General features: G+C 71.4%; 18 protein-coding genes. 7 read left to right on the top strand and 11 right to left on the bottom strand.

Annotation, left to right across the window (positions count from 1 at the left end; all coding sequences use genetic code 11):
* Positions 1-763, top strand: a 763-nt coding sequence (locus M8H82_RS34730) for an alpha/beta fold hydrolase (RefSeq protein ID WP_250079432.1), incomplete at its 5' end; no start/stop codon positions are given.
* 64 nt (positions 764-827) lie between these two features.
* Here M8H82_RS34730 and M8H82_RS34735 read toward each other — a convergent pair.
* The gene (locus tag M8H82_RS34735) at positions 828-1,718 is read right to left on the bottom strand and encodes an NYN domain-containing protein (RefSeq protein ID WP_250079435.1); all 891 of its coding nucleotides are present in this window, start codon (positions 1,716-1,718) and stop codon (positions 828-830) included.
* 194 nt (positions 1,719-1,912) lie between these two features.
* Here M8H82_RS34735 and M8H82_RS34740 point away from each other — a divergent pair, with 194 nt between their 5' ends.
* Entirely contained in the window at positions 1,913-2,065 is a 153-nt protein-coding gene (locus M8H82_RS34740) for a hypothetical protein (protein ID WP_202485837.1), read from the top strand.
* An 80-nt stretch (positions 2,066-2,145) separates the two neighbouring features.
* On the opposite strand, the gene M8H82_RS34745 is transcribed toward M8H82_RS34740, so the two are convergent.
* The 4 genes from M8H82_RS34745 to M8H82_RS34760 form a co-directional block, all read right to left on the bottom strand.
* Entirely contained in the window at positions 2,146-2,751 is a 606-nt protein-coding gene (locus tag M8H82_RS34745) for a MarC family protein (RefSeq protein ID WP_250079437.1), read from the bottom strand.
* A gap of 52 nt (positions 2,752-2,803) precedes the next feature.
* A complete protein-coding gene (locus tag M8H82_RS34750; protein WP_250079439.1) occupies positions 2,804-3,661 on the bottom strand; it encodes a PHP domain-containing protein in 858 nt (285 codons plus the stop codon).
* Positions 3,662-3,865: 204 nt separating this feature from the next.
* Positions 3,866-4,507: a DUF6758 family protein gene (locus tag M8H82_RS34755; RefSeq protein WP_250079441.1), complete on the bottom strand. Its 642-nt coding sequence runs from the start codon at positions 4,505-4,507 to the stop codon at positions 3,866-3,868.
* A gap of 244 nt (positions 4,508-4,751) precedes the next feature.
* On the bottom strand, positions 4,752-5,336 hold the full coding sequence (locus M8H82_RS34760) for a suppressor of fused domain protein (protein WP_250079443.1): 585 nt from the start codon (positions 5,334-5,336) through the stop codon (positions 4,752-4,754).
* A gap of 466 nt (positions 5,337-5,802) precedes the next feature.
* Here M8H82_RS34760 and M8H82_RS34765 point away from each other — a divergent pair, with 466 nt between their 5' ends.
* Positions 5,803-6,930 (top strand): magnesium and cobalt transport protein CorA, encoded by a 1,128-nt coding sequence (locus M8H82_RS34765; RefSeq protein WP_250079446.1) that lies wholly within the window; start codon positions 5,803-5,805, stop codon positions 6,928-6,930.
* Between the two features lie 33 nt (positions 6,931-6,963).
* Positions 6,964-7,476, top strand: a complete 513-nt coding sequence (locus M8H82_RS34770) for a hypothetical protein (protein WP_250079447.1) — start codon at positions 6,964-6,966, stop codon at positions 7,474-7,476.
* 8 nt (positions 7,477-7,484) lie between these two features.
* Here the strand turns inward: M8H82_RS34770 and M8H82_RS34775 are convergent, their stop codons facing one another.
* Complete coding sequence (locus M8H82_RS34775) at positions 7,485-8,216, bottom strand: hypothetical protein (RefSeq protein WP_250079450.1); 732 nt, start codon at positions 8,214-8,216, stop codon at positions 7,485-7,487.
* Between the two features lie 178 nt (positions 8,217-8,394).
* On the opposite strand from M8H82_RS34775, the gene M8H82_RS34780 reads away from it, so the two are divergent.
* From M8H82_RS34780 to M8H82_RS34790, 3 genes are read left to right on the top strand one after another with little or no spacing between them, the layout of a single operon-like run.
* Positions 8,395-9,687 (top strand): magnesium transporter MgtE N-terminal domain-containing protein, encoded by a 1,293-nt coding sequence (locus M8H82_RS34780; RefSeq protein ID WP_250079452.1) that lies wholly within the window; start codon positions 8,395-8,397, stop codon positions 9,685-9,687.
* Positions 9,677-10,264, top strand: a complete 588-nt coding sequence (locus tag M8H82_RS34785; RefSeq protein ID WP_250079454.1) for a DUF1003 domain-containing protein — start codon at positions 9,677-9,679, stop codon at positions 10,262-10,264. Before M8H82_RS34780 ends, M8H82_RS34785 begins: the two co-directional genes overlap by 11 nt.
* 43 nt (positions 10,265-10,307) lie before the next feature.
* A complete protein-coding gene (locus M8H82_RS34790; RefSeq protein ID WP_250079456.1) occupies positions 10,308-11,441 on the top strand; it encodes an Mrp/NBP35 family ATP-binding protein in 1,134 nt (377 codons plus the stop codon).
* Between the two features lie 46 nt (positions 11,442-11,487).
* Here M8H82_RS34790 and M8H82_RS34795 read toward each other — a convergent pair whose 3' ends face one another.
* The 5 genes from M8H82_RS34795 to sigE all read right to left on the bottom strand — a co-directional run bounded on the left by M8H82_RS34795 (position 11,488) and on the right by sigE (position 16,479).
* Positions 11,488-12,144, bottom strand: coding sequence for a hypothetical protein (locus tag M8H82_RS34795; RefSeq protein ID WP_250079458.1), 657 nt, complete (start codon positions 12,142-12,144; stop codon positions 11,488-11,490).
* Positions 12,145-12,366: 222 nt separating this feature from the next.
* The gene (locus M8H82_RS34800) at positions 12,367-12,792 is read right to left on the bottom strand and encodes a sec-independent translocase (RefSeq protein WP_250079460.1); all 426 of its coding nucleotides are present in this window, start codon (positions 12,790-12,792) and stop codon (positions 12,367-12,369) included.
* A 153-nt stretch (positions 12,793-12,945) separates the two neighbouring features.
* The gene (locus M8H82_RS34805) at positions 12,946-14,679 is read right to left on the bottom strand and encodes a S1C family serine protease (protein ID WP_250079461.1); all 1,734 of its coding nucleotides are present in this window, start codon (positions 14,677-14,679) and stop codon (positions 12,946-12,948) included.
* Between the two features lie 139 nt (positions 14,680-14,818).
* A complete protein-coding gene (locus tag M8H82_RS34810) occupies positions 14,819-15,787 on the bottom strand; it encodes a zf-HC2 domain-containing protein (RefSeq protein WP_250079464.1) in 969 nt (322 codons plus the stop codon).
* A complete protein-coding gene (gene sigE, locus M8H82_RS34815) occupies positions 15,784-16,479 on the bottom strand; it encodes an RNA polymerase sigma factor SigE (protein ID WP_250079483.1) in 696 nt (231 codons plus the stop codon). The genes M8H82_RS34810 and sigE overlap by 4 nt, the downstream gene beginning before the upstream one ends.
* Between the last annotated feature and the right edge of the window lie 79 nt (positions 16,480-16,558).

Raw genomic sequence — 16,558 nt, forward strand, 5'->3', positions numbered from 1 at the left:
AGTGGAACAGCGTGGTGTCGCCCTCCTGCTCCCCGGCTTCACCGGCAGCAAGGAGGACTTCACCCTCCTGCACGCGCCGCTCGCCGCGCGCGGATACCGCAGCGTGGCCGTCGACGGCCGGGGGCAGTACGAGTCGGACGGCCCCGCGGATGACGAATCCGCCTACGCGCAGGAGGAGTTGGCCCGCGACGTCTTCGCGCAGGCGGAAGCCGTCGGCGCCCCCGTCCATCTCGTCGGCCACTCCCTCGGCGGCCAGATCGCCCGTGCCGCCGTCCTCCTGGACGCCTCCCCCTTCCGGTCGCTGACGCTCGTCGCGTCGGGCCCCGCCCAGATCTCCGGCTCCCAGCAGCAGCGCGTCAAGCTGCTCCGGGACGCGCTCGCCGTGCTGACGATGCCGGAGGTGTGGGAGGCGATCCTGGCCATGGGACCGCCCGAGGAGGTCGGCGGACCGGCCCGCGGGATCGGCGGGCCCGAGCATCTGCGCCGCCGCTGGCTCGGCACCAAGCCCGCCCAACTCGCCGCCACCGGCGACCAGTTGTGCACCGAGCCGGACCGGGTCGCCGAACTCGCCGCCGTACCCCTGCCGTATCACGTGCTGTCGGGCGAGAAGGACGACACCTGGCCGGTCCCGCTCCTCGACGACATGGCGCTGCGCCTGCGGGCCCGCCGTACCGTCGTCCCCGGCGCCGAGCACTCCCCCAACGCCGAGCAGCCCCTGGCCACCGCACAGGCCCTCGCCGACTTCTGGGACGGCGTGGGCTAGTTCTGCGCGTGGAGATACCCAGGCATGGGCCAGTGCCGACGACTGGAGACGCCCCAGGCGTCGGCTAGTACTGCGCCTGGAGATGCCCCCAGAACCCGTCCCGCAGCGCCCGCCGCAGGTCCGCCTGGCCGCGCAGCGAGTACTGGAGCAGCCCTTCCGCCTCCACCAGCAGGTCCTGGTCGACGGAGCCCGGCAGGTAGGGGTGCCCGGGCAGCAGTTCCACCAGGGACTCCCTGCCCCGTGCCGCCAGCCACTTCGCCGCGATCTGGGCGCCCACGAAACGGACGTCCTCGCGGGTGGGCCGGGCCGTCGTCCCCTCCGCGGCGGCCGTGCGCCGGGAGACGTACGGCTTGAAGAAGTCGAGGTCGAGGGTGCGCTGGCTGTCGACCTCCCACAGCAGCGGCTCGGCCTGATTGCGTCCCTCCGGCGCCTCGATGCCCCACAGATGGACCCGGGCGCCGTACCCCTGCGCCGCCTCCACCGCGGAGACCAGGTCCTCGTCGCCGCCGAGGAGCGCGGCGTCGCTGATGGCGCGGTGCCGGGCGAGGGACTCCAGGTCGGTACGGATCAGGGAGTCGACGCCCTTCTGCTGGTTGCTGGAGTTGAGGTTGCCGAGCCGCACCTTGACGTCCGGCAGCTCGGCGATCGACTGCTGCTCGGCGGTGTGGATGCGGCGCCGGGCGCCGTCGTACCAGTAGACGCGGAGCAGTCTGCTGTCCGCGAAGATCGTCCGGGCCCGGTCGATGAGCGCCTCGATCAGCCCCTCGGCGTCCAGGTCGAAGGCGCGCCGGTCCTCGGTTCCGGCGACGAGCCGGCCCGCGGCCGCGTACAGATAGCCCGCGTCGACGAAAATGGCATGGGTCGAAGGTGTCTTCGCCACCTCGGCGAGCATGCGCAGAAGCAACTCGTTGGTGCGGTCGATACGGGCGCCGAGCGCCGCGAGGTCGTCGTTCATCACCTCCATTGTCCCGGCGGTCACGCAGCGAACACAACCGGTCCCGCTCGGTCCCGGCCGTGCCGCTTACCGGTCAGTAGTTAGCCGTTCGAAAAATTTCTTTAGCGTAGGGAATGTTTGTAACAAGCAAGCCGTTGACTATCTGTGTACGCAGCAATTCTCCTCAGGAGGATGACCAGACGAAGGGAGAAGCCATGCGCTTCGAAATCATGCGACTCGACGAGGTCGACGGCACGACCGTGGACAGCACCGTCGTGGACGCCGCCTCCGTCAACCGGATCGTGCAGCAGGCAGCAGCCATCGGGCAGCGCCTGTGGATCCGACCGGCCGACACCACGGCCTCGTAACAGACGCGGATCACCGCTGAAGCTTCAGAGCCCCCGTACGGCACCGATGCCGTACGGGGGCTCTGCGCTTGCCCGGGGGCTCAGGAGCCCTGGATCACCTGGGTGACGCCGTTGATGATCTGCTGCACGGCGATCGCGGAGAGCATCATGCCCGCGAGCCTGGTCACCAGCACCACACCGCCGTCCTTGATGACCCGGATGATCAGCAGCGAGTACCGCATGACCAGCCACAGCACGACATGGATGGCGAGGATCGCCGTCCACACCGAGAGCTGCATGGTCACGCTGTCGGCCTTCTGCACGGCCAGGATGACGGACACGATCGCACCGGGGCCCGCCAGCAGCGGCATGCCGAGCGGCACGAGGGCGACGTTCACGTCCTTGGTCTGCTTCGGCTCGTCCGTCTTGCCGGTGAGCAGGTCCAGGGCGATGAGCAGGAGCAGCAGCCCGCCCGCGATCATCAGCGCGGGCACGGACACGTGCAGATAGGCGAGGATCTGGTGGCCGAGCACCCCGAAGACGGTGATCACACCGCCGGCCACGCAGACGGCCTGGAATGCCATCCGCCGCTGCACCTTGGCCGGACGGCCCGAGGTCAGCGCGAGGAAGATCGGGGTGATCCCGGGGGGATCCATGATGACAAAGAGGGTCAGAAAGAGGGAGCCGAAGACGGCAACGTCGAACATCAGTGAGGAGGCCTTGCGAAGAAGCGAACGTGATGGGCGGGCGGGAGGTGTCTCAGACTCCGCCGGTCCCCGGAACCGGGAACGCCCCGGTCGCGCGCCGCGTGATCTCGCCGTAGACCTCGGGGTCGGTCGTGTACTCGCCGAGCAGACAGGTCTTGCGGCTGCCGTGGTAGTCGCTGGAGCCGGTCATCAGCAGACCGAGTTCCGCGCCGAGGCCGCGCAGCCGCGCCCGGGTGTCCGGGTCGTGGTCCATGTGGTCGACCTCGATGCCGTCGAGTCCGGCCGCGGCGAGCTGTGCGATGGCCGACTCGGGGACCGTGCGGCCCCGCTTGGCGGCCGCCGGGTGCGCGAACACGGCGACTCCGCCCGCGCCCTTGATCAGCCGGATCGCCTCGAAGGGATCCGTCTCGTGCTTGGCCACGAAGGCCCGCCCACCGTCGGCCAGCCAGTCCTGGGTGAAGGCGTCTCCCACGGTCGGCACGACCCCGAGCTCGACGAGCGCGGAGGCGACGTGCGGGCGCCCGACGGAGCCGTCCCCGGCGATCCGCAGGACCTGCTCCCAGGTCACCGGCACACCCAGCTCGTTCAGCTTGGCGACCATTCCCTGGGCGCGCGGCACCCGGTCGTCCCGGACCAGCTCCCGCTCGGCGAGCAGCGCGGGCTCCTCGGGATCGAAGAGGTAGGCCAGCATGTGCATGCTGATCCCGTCGAGCCGGCAGGACAGTTCGGCACCGGTGACCAGCGTCAGCCCCTCGGGCAGCGCCTCGACGGCCTCGGCATGCCCCCGGGTGGTGTCGTGATCGGTGAGCGCCACGACGTCGAGCCCGGCGGCGGCGGCATGGCGCACCAGCTCGGCAGGCGTGTCCGTGCCGTCGGAAGCGGTGGAGTGAGTGTGCAGATCGATGCGCACGCGCGAGCTCCAACGGGCCGGGACGGACAGGGGACACGCCAAGGATAACGGCTGATTCAACCGCTCATGTCACACCCGCCACCCGGGTTCACTTCTTACGTACGGACTGCGCGACGCCCCTGGAAGGGGCGCGGGGAACTGCGCGACCAGCCAGAACGCCCCGCAGCCGACCCGACGACACGCTCTCCCGCCCCCTTGGGCGTCCTACGGCTCCAGCAAGCGCGGCGACAACGCCCCGCACGGCACCAGGTCGATCTCGGCCCCCGCGTCCCGCAGATCCGTCAGCACCAGCTCGTCGTACATCAGCAGACCCGTCTGCTCGGGCCAGACCACGGCCCACAGCCACAGGCCCCGGGCCTCACCGGCGAACACGGCCCGGTCGTCCGGCGTCTTGGTGACATGCCACAGCGGAGTCGGCCGCCCCGCGGCCAGCACCTTGGCCTGGGCCGGCTTGTCGACGTTCATGTACGGCCCTGGATCCGGCCCGTCGATCCCCGCGTACCGCGCCCCGAGCCCGACCCCCAGCTCCTCGGCGACCAGGATCAGCTCACCGAGGCCGCCCAGTGGTCCGGGACCGCTGCAGGCGACGGCCGTCGCACGGCCGCCGCTGCGGTCGTCGCCCGCGCAGGCCACACCGGTGAACAGCCATCCGACCGGCAAGGGCCACGGCATCCACACCGGCACCTGGGTGCGATGCACGACGACGCTGAGTGCCTCGACGCTGGGCGGGATCACGGGCTGCAGCGGATGTACGGTGCCGTGGACATCGCACTGCCAGGAATCGGCGAAGAGTCCGGGAGCCCTGACCCGGCCACCACACTTCGGGCAACTGGGTTCGCCCCTCATAGGGCTCCACGGTCCTACCCCTTTCCCGCCACGTCAAGGACGATCACCCGTCCGGGGGGAACCGCCTGCCCGGCCCCATTTCGATGCATCTCGCATTAATTAGGACCGCTAATTCCTTCGGTTCGCTGTACGCGGGAAGGCGCTGACGGCCGAGGCCGAGGCGCCCGGGACCCGGCACGCCATCGAGGACAACGTCACCCTCGTCGCCAACTGACCGCTGCCGGTGGCCGGTTGGTGAGCTTGCTCACGCCAGCGGGACCGAGGCACGGGCCGGGTCCCTGAGGTCCGTCCCGTTCGCCAGCCAGCGCTCCTGGAGGGCGCCGGCACCGTGCACGCGCTTCCAGGCGGCTTCGTTGGGGGTCATCGGGAGCAGGGGCAGGAAGTGGACGGGGTCCAGGGGCTCGTCCAGTTCCAGGTCCTCGACCAGACCGCCCGGCTCGGCGACCAGGACGGAGCTGAACGGGGCGCCGGGCCACAGCGGTTCACCGACGTCCAGGGAGGCGCCGGGCGCCACGACCACGCCCTCGACCTGCGGGGACGCGGCCAGCACGGCGAGCGGGCGGAGGACCTTGTCGGTGTCGGCGAAACCCGCCCGGACCGAGAGGACCAGCTCCGCGCGGGGGCCCTTGACGGGGTCGGCCACCATGGCGGTGGGGTCGGTCATGGGGTGCGCGGACATACCCAGGCTGGCGTAACGGACGATGTCGTCCTCGTGGAAACGCAGCACCTCGATGCGGTCCGTACCGAGGAAGGTGACCGCGGCGCGGGCGTCCGGTTCGCCCAGCGCGGAGCGCAAGCGGGCCTCGACCAGAGGAAGAACATCAGCCATGCCGCGAGCATAGAACTCGTCAGTACCGGGCAAAGCAGCGCCTTGACACTTCGGTCGGCTGCTACTCTGGCCCGGTGGTTCGGGGCAGCACGCAGAAGCGTCGCGGTCAGTCCCCGGACGCCGACGACACTCCCTTACGAGGGACCGGCCGGAGGAGGTGGGGCTGCAATGGATCGAAGTCGACCGTGCAGTAGCACCCGCTCTTCCCGCCGCTGACGTAGCTGCTCTGCTTTCTAGCCGGCTGCCACCTCTCGCCTGCCTCTCACCGCGGAAGAGCCTTCGTTTCGTTTTGCCTGATCTGTCAGTCAGCAGCAGTAGCTGAATCAGCAGCGAAGTACGCCACCGCGACGGTGCGGTGCTCCCCGCTTTGTGGACGTGCCAAACATCCGCAGTCAGGACGTCCCCATTCCGGGCAGTTCCACCCGTCGAAGCGGCGTTTCGCTGCCTGCTCGCGAAGGAGCCTGCCATGTCGATGATCCGTGACCTGCGTGCCGCGGTCCGCCCGTCCCGTCCCTCCCTGAGCAAGGCCATGCGCATGGACAGCGGCGCGTACGACACCACCCGCGACCCCGGCACGCCCTCCGCCGTCGTCGACTGCGCCGTCTACCGTGACGGCGCGCGCGTCGAGAGCGGACGGCAGCTGAGCCCGCACGAGGCGATGCGGAACGTGCGGCGCGACGGCGGTTTCGTGTGGATCGGGCTGCACGAGCCGACCGAGGAGGAATTCGCCGGGATCGCCTCGGAGTTCGGACTGCACCCGCTGGCCGTGGAGGACGCCGTCCAGGCCCATCAGCGGCCCAAGCTGGAGCGCTACGACGACTCCCTGTTCACCGTCTTCAAGACGGTCCACTACGTCGAGCACGACGAACTGACCGCCACCAGCGAGGTGGTGGAGACCGGCGAGGTCATGTGCTTCACCGGACGGGACTTCTTCATCACCGTCCGGCACGGCGGACAGGGCTCCCTGCGGGCGCTGCGGCACCGGCTCCAGGACGACCCGGAGCTGCTCGCCAAGGGCCCGTCGGCGGTGCTGCACGCCATCGCCGACCATGTCGTCGACGGGTACATCGCCGTGGCCGACTCGCTCCAGGACGACATCGACGACGTGGAGACGGACGTCTTCTCGCCGGGCCGCAAGGGCACCCCGCGCGGCACGGACGCCGGCCGGATCTACCAACTCAAGCGGGAGATCCTGGAGTTCAAGCGGGCGGTGTCACCGCTGCTGCGGCCGATGCAGCTGCTCAGCGAGCGGCCGATGCGGCTGATCGACCCGGACATCCAGAAGTACTTCCGGGACGTCGCCGACCACCTCGCCCGGGTCCAGGAGCAGGTCGTCGGCTTCGACGAACTCCTCAACTCCATCCTCCAGGCCAACCTCGCGCAGGCGTCCGTGGCGCAGAACGAGGACATGCGGAAGATCACCTCGTGGGCCGCGATCATCGCCGTACCGACGATGGTCTGCGGGGTGTACGGCATGAACTTCGACTACATGCCCGAGCTGCGCTGGAAGTTCGGCTACCCGCTGGTGCTCGGCATCACGGTGATGATCTGCTTCGGCATCCACCGCACGCTGAAGCGCAACGGCTGGCTCTAGGGAGCGTCCGGCGGGGCTGACTAGGCTGGGCTCATGACAAGCGAGCTGCTCGATCAGGCCCTCGTCGAGGAGGCCACGAAGAAGTCCGGGCTGATCTGGGTCGAGGCACCCGGTGTCCCGGCCCGGACGCTGTGGCACGTGTGGCACGAGGGCGCGGCGTGTGTGGTCGGCGACGGGCCGGGCGAGCAGCCGCTGCCGGGGCTCGCCGACGGGGGCGAGGCCGAGGTGACGGTCCGCAGCAAGGACAAGGGCGGCCGGCTGGTCTCCTGGACGGCGAAGGTCGTGGAGCTGGCCTCGGGGTCCGAGCAGTGGGAGGCGACGGTCGCCGAGCTCAAGGGCAAGCGGCTGAACGCCCCGGACGGCGAGGCGATGCCGGAGCGCTGGAAGCGGGAGTGCCGCGTGCTGCGGCTGGTGCCGACGGGCTCGACCGCGCCGCTGCCGGACGCCGACCTGTCCTCGGCCCCGCTGCCGACCCCGGCGACCACACGTGAGCCGATCCCCGCCGGGCTGCCGAAGCTGCTCATGAGGCGGCGCAAGCGCACGTAACGCCGCCCCTAGGACGTCGGCAGCTGCTTGCCGTAGTCCACCGTCTCGGTCTTCTTCGGCTCCTCCAGGGCGAAGTTCTCGCCCCAGGAGGAGAAGGTCAGCGTGCCCGCGCCGCCGCCGCGGACCAGGCGCAGCGGGTACGGCGTGCCCTCCAGCGAGACGTCCAGGGTGCCGCCGGAGCCGCCGTCGCCGGTGATGCGGATCGTGCGGGTGCCGGACTGCTCGTGCCGGCCGTCGGTCTCGACCTTGCCGTGCAGGGTCAGCAGGCCCTCCAGCAGCACGTCCAGGTCGGTGAAACCGCTGAACTTCTTGTACGAGGGATCGCCCTGCGGCACCTTCACGTACTTTCCGTTGAGCTTGGCGCTCGCGGCCGCGTCCGCGTCGCCGTTGCTCCAGAAGTCGGCGTCGGCCATCAGGAACAGCTGCTCGTCGATCCTGAGCAGCCGGAAGGTCGCCCCCTCGGCGGTGACCGAGCCCACGCCCCCGTCGGCCTTCAGCCGCATGTCGAGGGTGTACGTGCGCCCGCTGGTGACCACGCTCCCGGCGAGACGCACCGCGTCGGCGGACTCGGCGGCGTTGAGGGTCTTGCGCTGGATCTGGTCGGCGGACAGCTTGCCGAGGCCGTTCGTCCCCGCGTCGGGATCCTCACTGCCGCACCCCGTCAGCCCCGTCACGGCCAGGGCACTCAACGCGCTCAGCAGCGCGGCCCGGCGGATGCGGCCCTGGGGAATCGCAGTCACAGGTGGGCTGCCTTTCTGACGGGGTCCTGATCGGCGTACGGCAGCGTACCGGGGTCCCGGAAGCCGCACGGAGCCAGTCCGGTCGGACCGCTCACCAGGGCGTATCCGAACGGGACGGGCTAGCCTGAAGCCCATCCGAGCGGGCAAAACCGGCAGAATCGGCCGAGGAGGTGCGGAAATGGCAGCGGGCACTCCCCGGGTCTTCGTGTCGCACCTCTCCGGCATCGCCGTCTTCGACCCGAACGGCGACCAGGTGGGCCGGGTCCGCGACCTGGTCGTCATGCTGCGCGTCGGCCGGCGCCCGCCCCGGCTCCTCGGCCTCGTCGTCGAACTGTCCACCCGGCGCCGCATCTTCCTGCCCATGACCCGGGTGACCAGCATCGAGTCCGGCCAGGTCATCACCACCGGGGTGCTCAACGTCCGCCGCTTCGAGCAGCGGCCGACCGAGCGGCTGGTCTTCGGGGAGCTGCTGGACCGCCGGGTCACCCTCGTCGAGACCGGCGAGGAGGTCGCCGTGCTGGATCTGTCGGTGCAGCAGCTGCCGGCCCGGCGGGACTGGGAGATCGACCGGGTGTTCGTGCGCAAGGGCGGCAAGAGCGGGCCGCTGCGGAGGGCCAGGGGCGAGTCGCTGACCGTCGAGTGGTCCGCCGTCACCGGGTTCTCGGCGGAGGAGAAGGGCCAGGGCGCCGAGAGCCTGCTCGCCACCTTCGAGCAGCTGCGCCCCGCCGACCTCGCGAACGTGCTGCACCACCTCTCCCCCAAGCGCCGTGCCGAGGTCGCCGCCGCCCTCGACGACGACCGGCTGGCCGACGTGCTCGAAGAGCTGCCGGAGGACGACCAGATCGAGATCCTCGGCAAGCTGAAGGAGGAACGGGCCGCCGACGTCCTGGAGGCCATGGACCCCGACGACGCGGCCGACCTGCTCTCCGAGCTCCCGGAGGAGGACAAGGAGCGGCTGCTGAGCCTGATGGAGCCCGCGGACGCGGCCGACATGCGGCGGCTGATGGCGTACGAGGAGCACACGGCCGGCGGCCTGATGACGACCGAGCCGATCGTGCTGCGGCCCGACGCCACCGTCGCCGACGCGCTGGCCCGGGTCCGCAACGCCGACCTCTCCCCCGCGCTGGCCGCCCAGGTCTACGTCTGCCGCCCGCCCGACGAGACCCCGACCGGCAAGTACCTCGGCACGGTCCACTTCCAGCGCCTGCTGCGCGATCCGCCGTACACCCTCGTCAGCGCGCTGCTCGACGACGATCTGCAACCCCTGGACCCCGACGCCGCACTGCCCGTCGTCGCCGGGTTCTTCGCCACGTACGACATGGTCGCGGCGCCGGTCGTCGACGAGTCGGGCTCTCTGCTGGGCGCGATCACCGTGGACGACGTCCTGGACCACATGCTGCCCGAGGACTGGCGGGAGACCGAGTTCCACCTCGACGAGGAGGACGAGAGGGCGGCGACCGATGGCTCCTGAGCGCGAGAGCGGCCGTGAGCGCACGCTGTCCGGGGCGACCGCGACCACCCGGCCCCGGGCCCGCCTGGACCAGCCGCGGACGCCACGCCGCCGGTTCCTGCCCGAGTACGACCCGGATGCCTTCGGGCGGTTCTCCGAGCGCATCGCCCGCTTCATCGGCACCGGTCGGTTCCTCGTCTGGATGACGGTCGTCATCATCATGTGGGTGCTGTGGAACATCTTCGCGCCCAGCGATCTGAAGTTCGACGAGTACCCGTTCATCTTCCTGACGCTGATGCTCTCGCTCCAGGCCTCCTACGCGGCCCCGCTGATCCTGCTCGCGCAGAACCGGCAGGACGACCGTGACCGGGTCAACCTCGAACAGGACCGCAAGCAGAACGAGCGGTCGATCGCGGACACCGAGTACCTGACCCGGGAGATCGCCGCACTGCGGATCGGGCTCGGCGAGGTCGCCACCCGGGACTGGATCCGCTCCGAGCTCCAGGACGTCCTCAGGGAGCTGGACGGGTATCGCGCGGCCGGTCCGGTCGTATTCCCGGCGGAACGGCCGCACGGACGTGACGTAGACGACCGGTGACAGGCATCCCGGGCCCCCCGCGCGGCGCCGTACCATCAACCTTATGGCTACGGAAGACGCGGTGCGCGAAGCACTGTCGACGGTGAACGACCCCGAGATCAACCGCCCCATCACCGAACTCGGGATGGTCAAGTCGGTGGAGATCGGTGCGGACGGAGCGGTCGCGGTCACCGTGTACCTGACGGTTTCCGGCTGCCCGATGCGGGACACGATCACGCAGCGCGTCACGGAGGCGGTGTCCCGGGTCGACGGGGTCACCCGCGTCGACGTGACGCTCGACGTGATGAGCGACGAGCAGCGCAAGGAACTGGCGACCGCGCTGCGCGGCGGCCAGACCGAGCGCGAGGTCCCCTTCGCCAAGCCGGGCTCGCTGACCCGGGTGTACGCGGTCGCCTCCGGCAAGGGCGGCGTCGGCAAGTCGTCGGTGACGGTGAACCTGGCGGCGGCGATGGCGGCGGACGGGCTGAAGGTCGGTGTTGTGGACGCCGACATCTACGGCCACAGCGTGCCGCGCATGCTGGGCGCCGACGGCCGTCCCACCCAGGTCGAGAACATGATCATGCCGCCGTCCGCGCACGGCGTGAAGGTGATCTCCATCGGCATGTTCACGCCGGGCAACGCGCCCGTGGTGTGGCGCGGCCCGATGCTGCACCGGGCGCTCCAGCAGTTCCTGGCGGACGTGTACTGGGGCGACCTGGACGTGCTGCTGCTGGACCTGCCGCCCGGCACCGGTGACATCGCGATCTCGGTCGCCCAGCTGGTCCCGAACGCCGAGATCCTGGTCGTGACGACCCCGCAGCAGGCCGCCGCCGAGGTCGCCGAGCGGGCCGGTTCCATCGCCGTCCAGACCCACCAGAAGATCGTCGGCGTGGTCGAGAACATGTCGGGGCTGCCCTGCCCGCACTGCGACGAGATGGTCGACGTCTTCGGCACCGGCGGCGGCCAGACCGTCGCCGAGGGCCTGACCCGCACCACCGGCGCCACGGTCCCGGTGCTCGGCGCCATCCCGATCGACGTCCGCCTGCGCGAGGGCGGCGACTCGGGCAAGCCGGTGGTCCTGACGGACCCGGACAGCCCGGCGGGCAGCGCGCTGCGCGCGATCGCCGGAAAGCTGGGAGGGCGGCAGCGAGGCCTTTCCGGACTGTCCCTGGGAATCACGCCCAAGAACAAGTTCTAGAGAGCCGGCCGAGTGGGGGGCGCCGTGGGTTTCGGCGCCCCCTTCGTCATGCGTACTCGCCGATGTCCTTGATCATGGCGAAGCCGAGCCCGTACGCACTCATCCCTCTGCCGTACGCGCCCACGTGCACGCCCTGCTGCGTGGAGCCCGCGAGGACCCACCCGAACTCGGACTCGCGGTAGTGGAAGGGCGTGGGGACCCCGTCGACGGGCAGGGAGAGGGTCGACCACTCCTCCCCCTCCAGATCGTCGGCGAGGGCCCATGCGGTCTCCGTCTGCTGGTCCAGCCAGTCGTCCCGCAGCGAGTGGTCCATCTGCCCGGGCCAGGTGAACGACAGCAGCCCCACACCCGCCAGCCAGGCCGCCGAGGAGACCGTGGTGGCCTCCAGCAGCCCGGTCCCGTCGGCGCTCGGCCGGGACGGGTTCGCGGCCACCGTGACGACCACCGCGAACTTCTCCCGGTCCTCCGTCGCCTCATTGCGCACCGAGGGCTCGTCGCCGTGTCCGATCGACCCGTGCTCCACGGCCCCGTCGGCCGCCGTACCCACCTGCATCAGCCAGCGCGGTCCCGTGAAGGCCTCGTCGAGGCCGTACCACGGGAAGGGCGCCTCCAGGTAGCCGTCGACCGTGCGCCGCGTGGAGGGGGCCTGTTGTCCGCCCTCCGCGGCCGACGCCTGCGCGACTGCCCGACTCGTCGTCTCCATGTGCCCGGACGCCTCCTAGCTCTCGGCGGACCGGGGCGGCCCGCCCCCCTTCGGGCGGCCTCGCTTTTTGGCGTACGGCCCGCACAACAACTCGGCAGCATAGCCACACTGCTGTGAGCAGCCGGGAAAGCGCTCGGCGCGCGGGGCGCCGGGACGGCATGTTCAGGCCGTACGGACCCCTGGCAAAGGTATGAAACGCATCACGTGCGCGGCGCGCACGGCTCAGGTGGCGTCCGCGTCGTAGGGCGCGCGCTCCTCGGGCTTCTTCGTCATGTCGATGCGGTCGCCGGACGAGGAAGAGGCACCCGAGGGGGAGGCCTCCGCGTCGCGGCTGTGGACCGCGTCCGTGACCTCGGCCATCTCCTTCTTCAGGTCGAAGCCGTTGCGGATCTCCTTGAGCCCCAGTTCGTCGTTGTCCATCTGCTTGCGGATGAACGTCTTGGGGTTGAGGTCCTCGAACTCGAAGTCCTTGAACTCCGGGCCGAGTTCCTGCCGGATGTCCTGCTTGGCGCTCTCCGAGAACTCGCGGATCTTGCGCACCGTCCGCATGACGTCCTGGATGACCTTCGGGAGCTTGTCCGGACCGAAGACGAGCACGGCAAGGACGATGAGCGTCACCAGCTCGAGCGGTCCTATGTCATTGAACACCTGAAGCTCCTTGCGTTCCGGGCCGGGTCCACGGTACCTGCCGATCCCGTACGGCCGGTACTGTCCCGTCGGCTCCGAGTGTGCGCGGACGGAGGGTTTTCCGGTTGTTTGCCTTGTGGGGGGCGGTACGCCCCCATACCCGTGAGATTCCTGTCAGTCGCCGCCGGAGGAACCGAGCACCAGCGAGATGGTCCGCTCCTCCCCGTCGCGCTCCAGGGTGAGTTCGAGGCGGTCGCCCGGGCGGTGCGCGCGGGTCTTGACGATCAGTTCCTCGCCGGAGTGCACCCGCTGGCCGTCGACCTCGGTGATGACGTCGCCGGGTTCGATCCCGGCCTCATCGCCGGGGCCCCCGGCGATGACCGCGGGGCCGCCGTCCCTGCCCGTGGTGCCGACGCGGGCGCCGTCGCCGGAGTAGTCCATGTCGAGGGTGACGCCGATGACCGGGTGGGTGGCCCGCCCGGTGTTGATCAGCTCCTCGGCCACGCGTTTGCCCTGGTTGATCGGGATGGCGAAGCCGAGCCCTATCGAACCGGCCTGGCCGCCGTCCGGCTCGGCGCCGCTGCCGGCGGAGCGGATGGCGGAGTTGATGCCGACGACCCGGGCCCTGGCGTCGAGCAGCGGCCCGCCGGAGTTGCCGGGGTTGATGGGCGCGTCGGTCTGCAGCGCGTCGACGTAGGACACGTCGCTGGCGTCACCGCCCTCGCCGCCGGCCGTGATGGGCCGCTCCTTGGCGCTGATGATGCCGGAGGTGACGGTGCCCGCCAGGTCGAAGGGGGCGCCGATGGCGACGACCGGGTCGCCGACCTGGACGTTCTCGGAGTTGCCGAGGGTCATCGGGGTCAGCCCGCTGACGCCGGTCACCTTCACCACGGCCAGGTCGTACCCGCTGTCCCGGCCTACGACGGTGGCCTTGGCGGTGTCGCCGCTGTGGAACGTCACGGAGATCTCGCCGCCGGATCCGGCGGGCTCCACGACATGGTTGTTGGTGAGGATGTGGCCCCGGTCGTCGAGCACGAACCCGGTCCCGGTGCCCTGCTCCTCGGCGCCGGACACATGCAGGGTCACCACGCTCGGCAGTGCCCGGGCGGCGATCCCGGCCACGCTGTCCGGAGCCCGTCCGCTGGGCTCGGCGGCGGCCTGCGGCAGCTCCACGTCCGCCAGACCGCCGTTCCGCTCCAGATAGGCCCCTACGGCCCCGCCGACGCCCCCGGAGACGAGGGCGAGCAGCAGGGCGCCGGTGAGCAGCCTCCGCTTGCCCTTCTTGCGCCGCTGGTCCTTGGCGGGAACGGCGGCGCCGTTGTGCTGGGGAGAGTTGGGGAAGGGTGTCGCGGCCCAGGGGTCGTAGTTCTGCCAGGGGGCGGGAGCCGGAGCGGGGGCGGCGGCGGTGGTGTGCGGCGGGGCGGGAGCCGGTGCCGGGGCCGCAAGGGGGGCCGTGTGCGCCGGTACGGCCGTGCCGTGCGCCGGAGTCGTCGCCGGGTGCTGCACGGGAGGAGCGGGCGCCCAGGGGCCCGGCTCGCCGTAGGGCGGGGTGCTGTAGGGGTCGGGATCATGCAGGGGGCGAGGACGCTCACCAGGGGAAGCGGGGGAAGCCTCTGCCGCACCACCCGCTGCGGCCGTGCCACCCGGCGCTACGGCAGCAACGCCCCGCCCCGTGGCCGAGTCGGCGCGCGTCGCCGCGTCCACCGCTCCGGAGTCGGCCGGCGCCGCGGTCTCGGCCGCCGGGACCGGCTCCGCGGTGGGCCGGCTCAGCTCGTAGTCACCGTCCGCGTTCGGCACCGGGGCCGGTCCGGACGGCGACGGCTCGGCCGCGCCGTCCGTCTGGTCCGAAGGCCCCTGGAGCCGAGGACGACTCCACCATTTCGCCTTCGCGGGCTTCCCCTCGTTCATGCTCTCCCCACCGCCGGCCACGGCACGCTCGTCGGCGGTCGCCGCGGCTCCTCGAACTCCGCCCCCGCACCCGGCTGCCTGCCGTGAGCGCGGCCCACCTGGATTCAATCAGGTTCGCGGGCCGCCGCGCAGAGCCAGGTCAGCGGTCGGAGGCGGCGGAGACGGACGGGGAGGAGGTCGCGTCGGGGACGAGTGCGGCGAGGAGTCCTGGGGTGGCGACATCCGGGGCGGGGTGCCAGGTGGTCAGGGTGAGCGGGGCGGGGGTGCCGAGCGGGCGTATGAGCGGGGACAGGACGGCCGCGCCCGCGGCCGGGGTGGTCAGCGGGTCCTCGGCGCCCTGGACCTGACCGGCTCCCGGCGCGGTCATTCCGGGCAGCAGCGGCGCCGACACCTCGGTCGGGGCGGCGGGGGTGTCGCCGAGCTGGCCCTGGCCCTGGACGAGCAGGGGCCCGACACCACGGCGGCGCTGGCTGTCGGGTGCCGTCGTCGCCCCGGTGCCCTGGCTGCGGGCCGGGGTCACATTGCTGCCGGAGCCGGAACCGCGGGCGTCCGTCTCGGCCGGGACGCCGGTGGTGACCCCGCCGAGCGCGATGGCGGCCAGCGACACCGCTCCGGCGGCGACGAAGGCGAACCGGAGCCCGCGCGAGGACGGCCGGTCGGCGTCGGACCGGCCCACGGGATGCACCCGGAAGCCGCCCGCCGAGGAACCGGTGAGCGCGGGGCCGTGCGGCCGGGCGGGGACGTAGCCGAACTCGAAGCGCTCGCCGCGCCGGACGCCGAAGGCACCGGTGGCGGGCGGCTCGGCGAAGTTGCCGAACGCTCCCCCGCCCAGCGGTGAGCCACCGCTGCCCGGGTCGCCCCCCGGCAGGCCCTGAAGACGGGCCAGGAAGCTCTCGGAGGGGGGCGGCGGGGCCGCCTCCGCGAAGACGTTCTTCAGCCGGCGCTGGGCGTCGGCCTCCGCCTTGCACTTGGCGCAGGTGGCCAGGTGGGCGAGGACCCGCTCGCGCGAGTCATGACCGAGCTCTCCGTCCACCAGGGCGGAGAGTCGGTCTCCAAGGTGCTGCTCGGCGAGACGCCGCTCGCCGGGACCGGACCGGGTTCCACTCACGCGGTCGCGCCCCCTCCCCCGAGGGCGGGCACCCGCGGCACGAAGGACCGGCGCTCCGCCCGGGCCTCCGGGGAGCGGTGCGCGAGGGCCTTGCGGAGCTGCGAGCGCCCCCGGTGGATACGGGAGCGGACGGTGCCGAGCTTGACGCCGAGGGTCGCGGCGATCTCCTCGTAGGAGAGCCCCTCGATGTCGCACAGGACGACCGCGGCGCGGAACTCGGGCGCCAGGGTGTCGAGGGCCTGCTGGACGTCGGCGTCGAAGTGCGCGTCGTTGAAGACCTGCTGCGGGGACGGCTCGCGGCTGGGCAGGCGCTCGGCCGCGTCCTCGCCGAGGGCGTCGAAGCGGATGCGCTGCTTTCGGCGGACCATGTCCAGGAAGAGGTTGGTCGTGATGCGGTGCAGCCAGCCCTCGAAGGTGCCCGGGGTGTAGGTCGACAGCGAGCGGAAGACGCGGACGAAGACCTCCTGGGTGAGGTCCTCGGCGTCGTGCTGGTTGCCGGTGAGCCGGTACGCGAGGCGGTAGACGCGGCCGCTGTGCGTGCTGACGATCTCCTCCCACGTGGGCGGAGTCCACGCCTGCCCGTCCGCGTCGGTGGTGAAGGTCGCGGTCTGGGCGTATTCGCCGGCGTGGTCAGCAGCGTTGTCGTTCACGGATTTCGGCCTGCCCGCCGATCCGAGGATGCGCCGCAGCACTCCTGCACGATCCACAGGTGCGGCCGCACCTCCCCTGTCGGCTCTGGTGGTGTCCAGTGGAGCCCCTACCATAGCCACC

It is taken from the genome of Streptomyces sp. YS415 (assembly GCF_023544665.1).
Lineage (GTDB): Bacteria > Actinomycetota > Actinomycetes > Streptomycetales > Streptomycetaceae > Streptomyces.

Coding starts and splice junctions, on each gene's coding strand:
- M8H82_RS34790 (WP_250079456.1), top strand. CDS start 10,308: ATGGCTACGGAAGACGCGGTGCGCGAAGCACTGTCGACGGTGAACGAC.
- M8H82_RS34745 (WP_250079437.1), bottom strand. CDS start 2,751: ATGTTCGACGTTGCCGTCTTCGGCTCCCTCTTTCTGACCCTCTTTGTC.
- M8H82_RS34785 (WP_250079454.1), top strand. CDS start 9,677: ATGGCTCCTGAGCGCGAGAGCGGCCGTGAGCGCACGCTGTCCGGGGCG.
- M8H82_RS34795 (WP_250079458.1), bottom strand. CDS start 12,144: ATGGAGACGACGAGTCGGGCAGTCGCGCAGGCGTCGGCCGCGGAGGGC.
- M8H82_RS34770 (WP_250079447.1), top strand. CDS start 6,964: ATGACAAGCGAGCTGCTCGATCAGGCCCTCGTCGAGGAGGCCACGAAG.
- M8H82_RS34760 (WP_250079443.1), bottom strand. CDS start 5,336: ATGGCTGATGTTCTTCCTCTGGTCGAGGCCCGCTTGCGCTCCGCGCTG.
- M8H82_RS34755 (WP_250079441.1), bottom strand. CDS start 4,507: ATGAGGGGCGAACCCAGTTGCCCGAAGTGTGGTGGCCGGGTCAGGGCT.
- M8H82_RS34780 (WP_250079452.1), top strand. CDS start 8,395: ATGGCAGCGGGCACTCCCCGGGTCTTCGTGTCGCACCTCTCCGGCATC.
- M8H82_RS34805 (WP_250079461.1), bottom strand. CDS start 14,679: ATGAACGAGGGGAAGCCCGCGAAGGCGAAATGGTGGAGTCGTCCTCGG.
- M8H82_RS34735 (WP_250079435.1), bottom strand. CDS start 1,718: ATGAACGACGACCTCGCGGCGCTCGGCGCCCGTATCGACCGCACCAAC.
- M8H82_RS34765 (WP_250079446.1), top strand. CDS start 5,803: ATGTCGATGATCCGTGACCTGCGTGCCGCGGTCCGCCCGTCCCGTCCC.
- M8H82_RS34740 (WP_202485837.1), top strand. CDS start 1,913: ATGCGCTTCGAAATCATGCGACTCGACGAGGTCGACGGCACGACCGTG.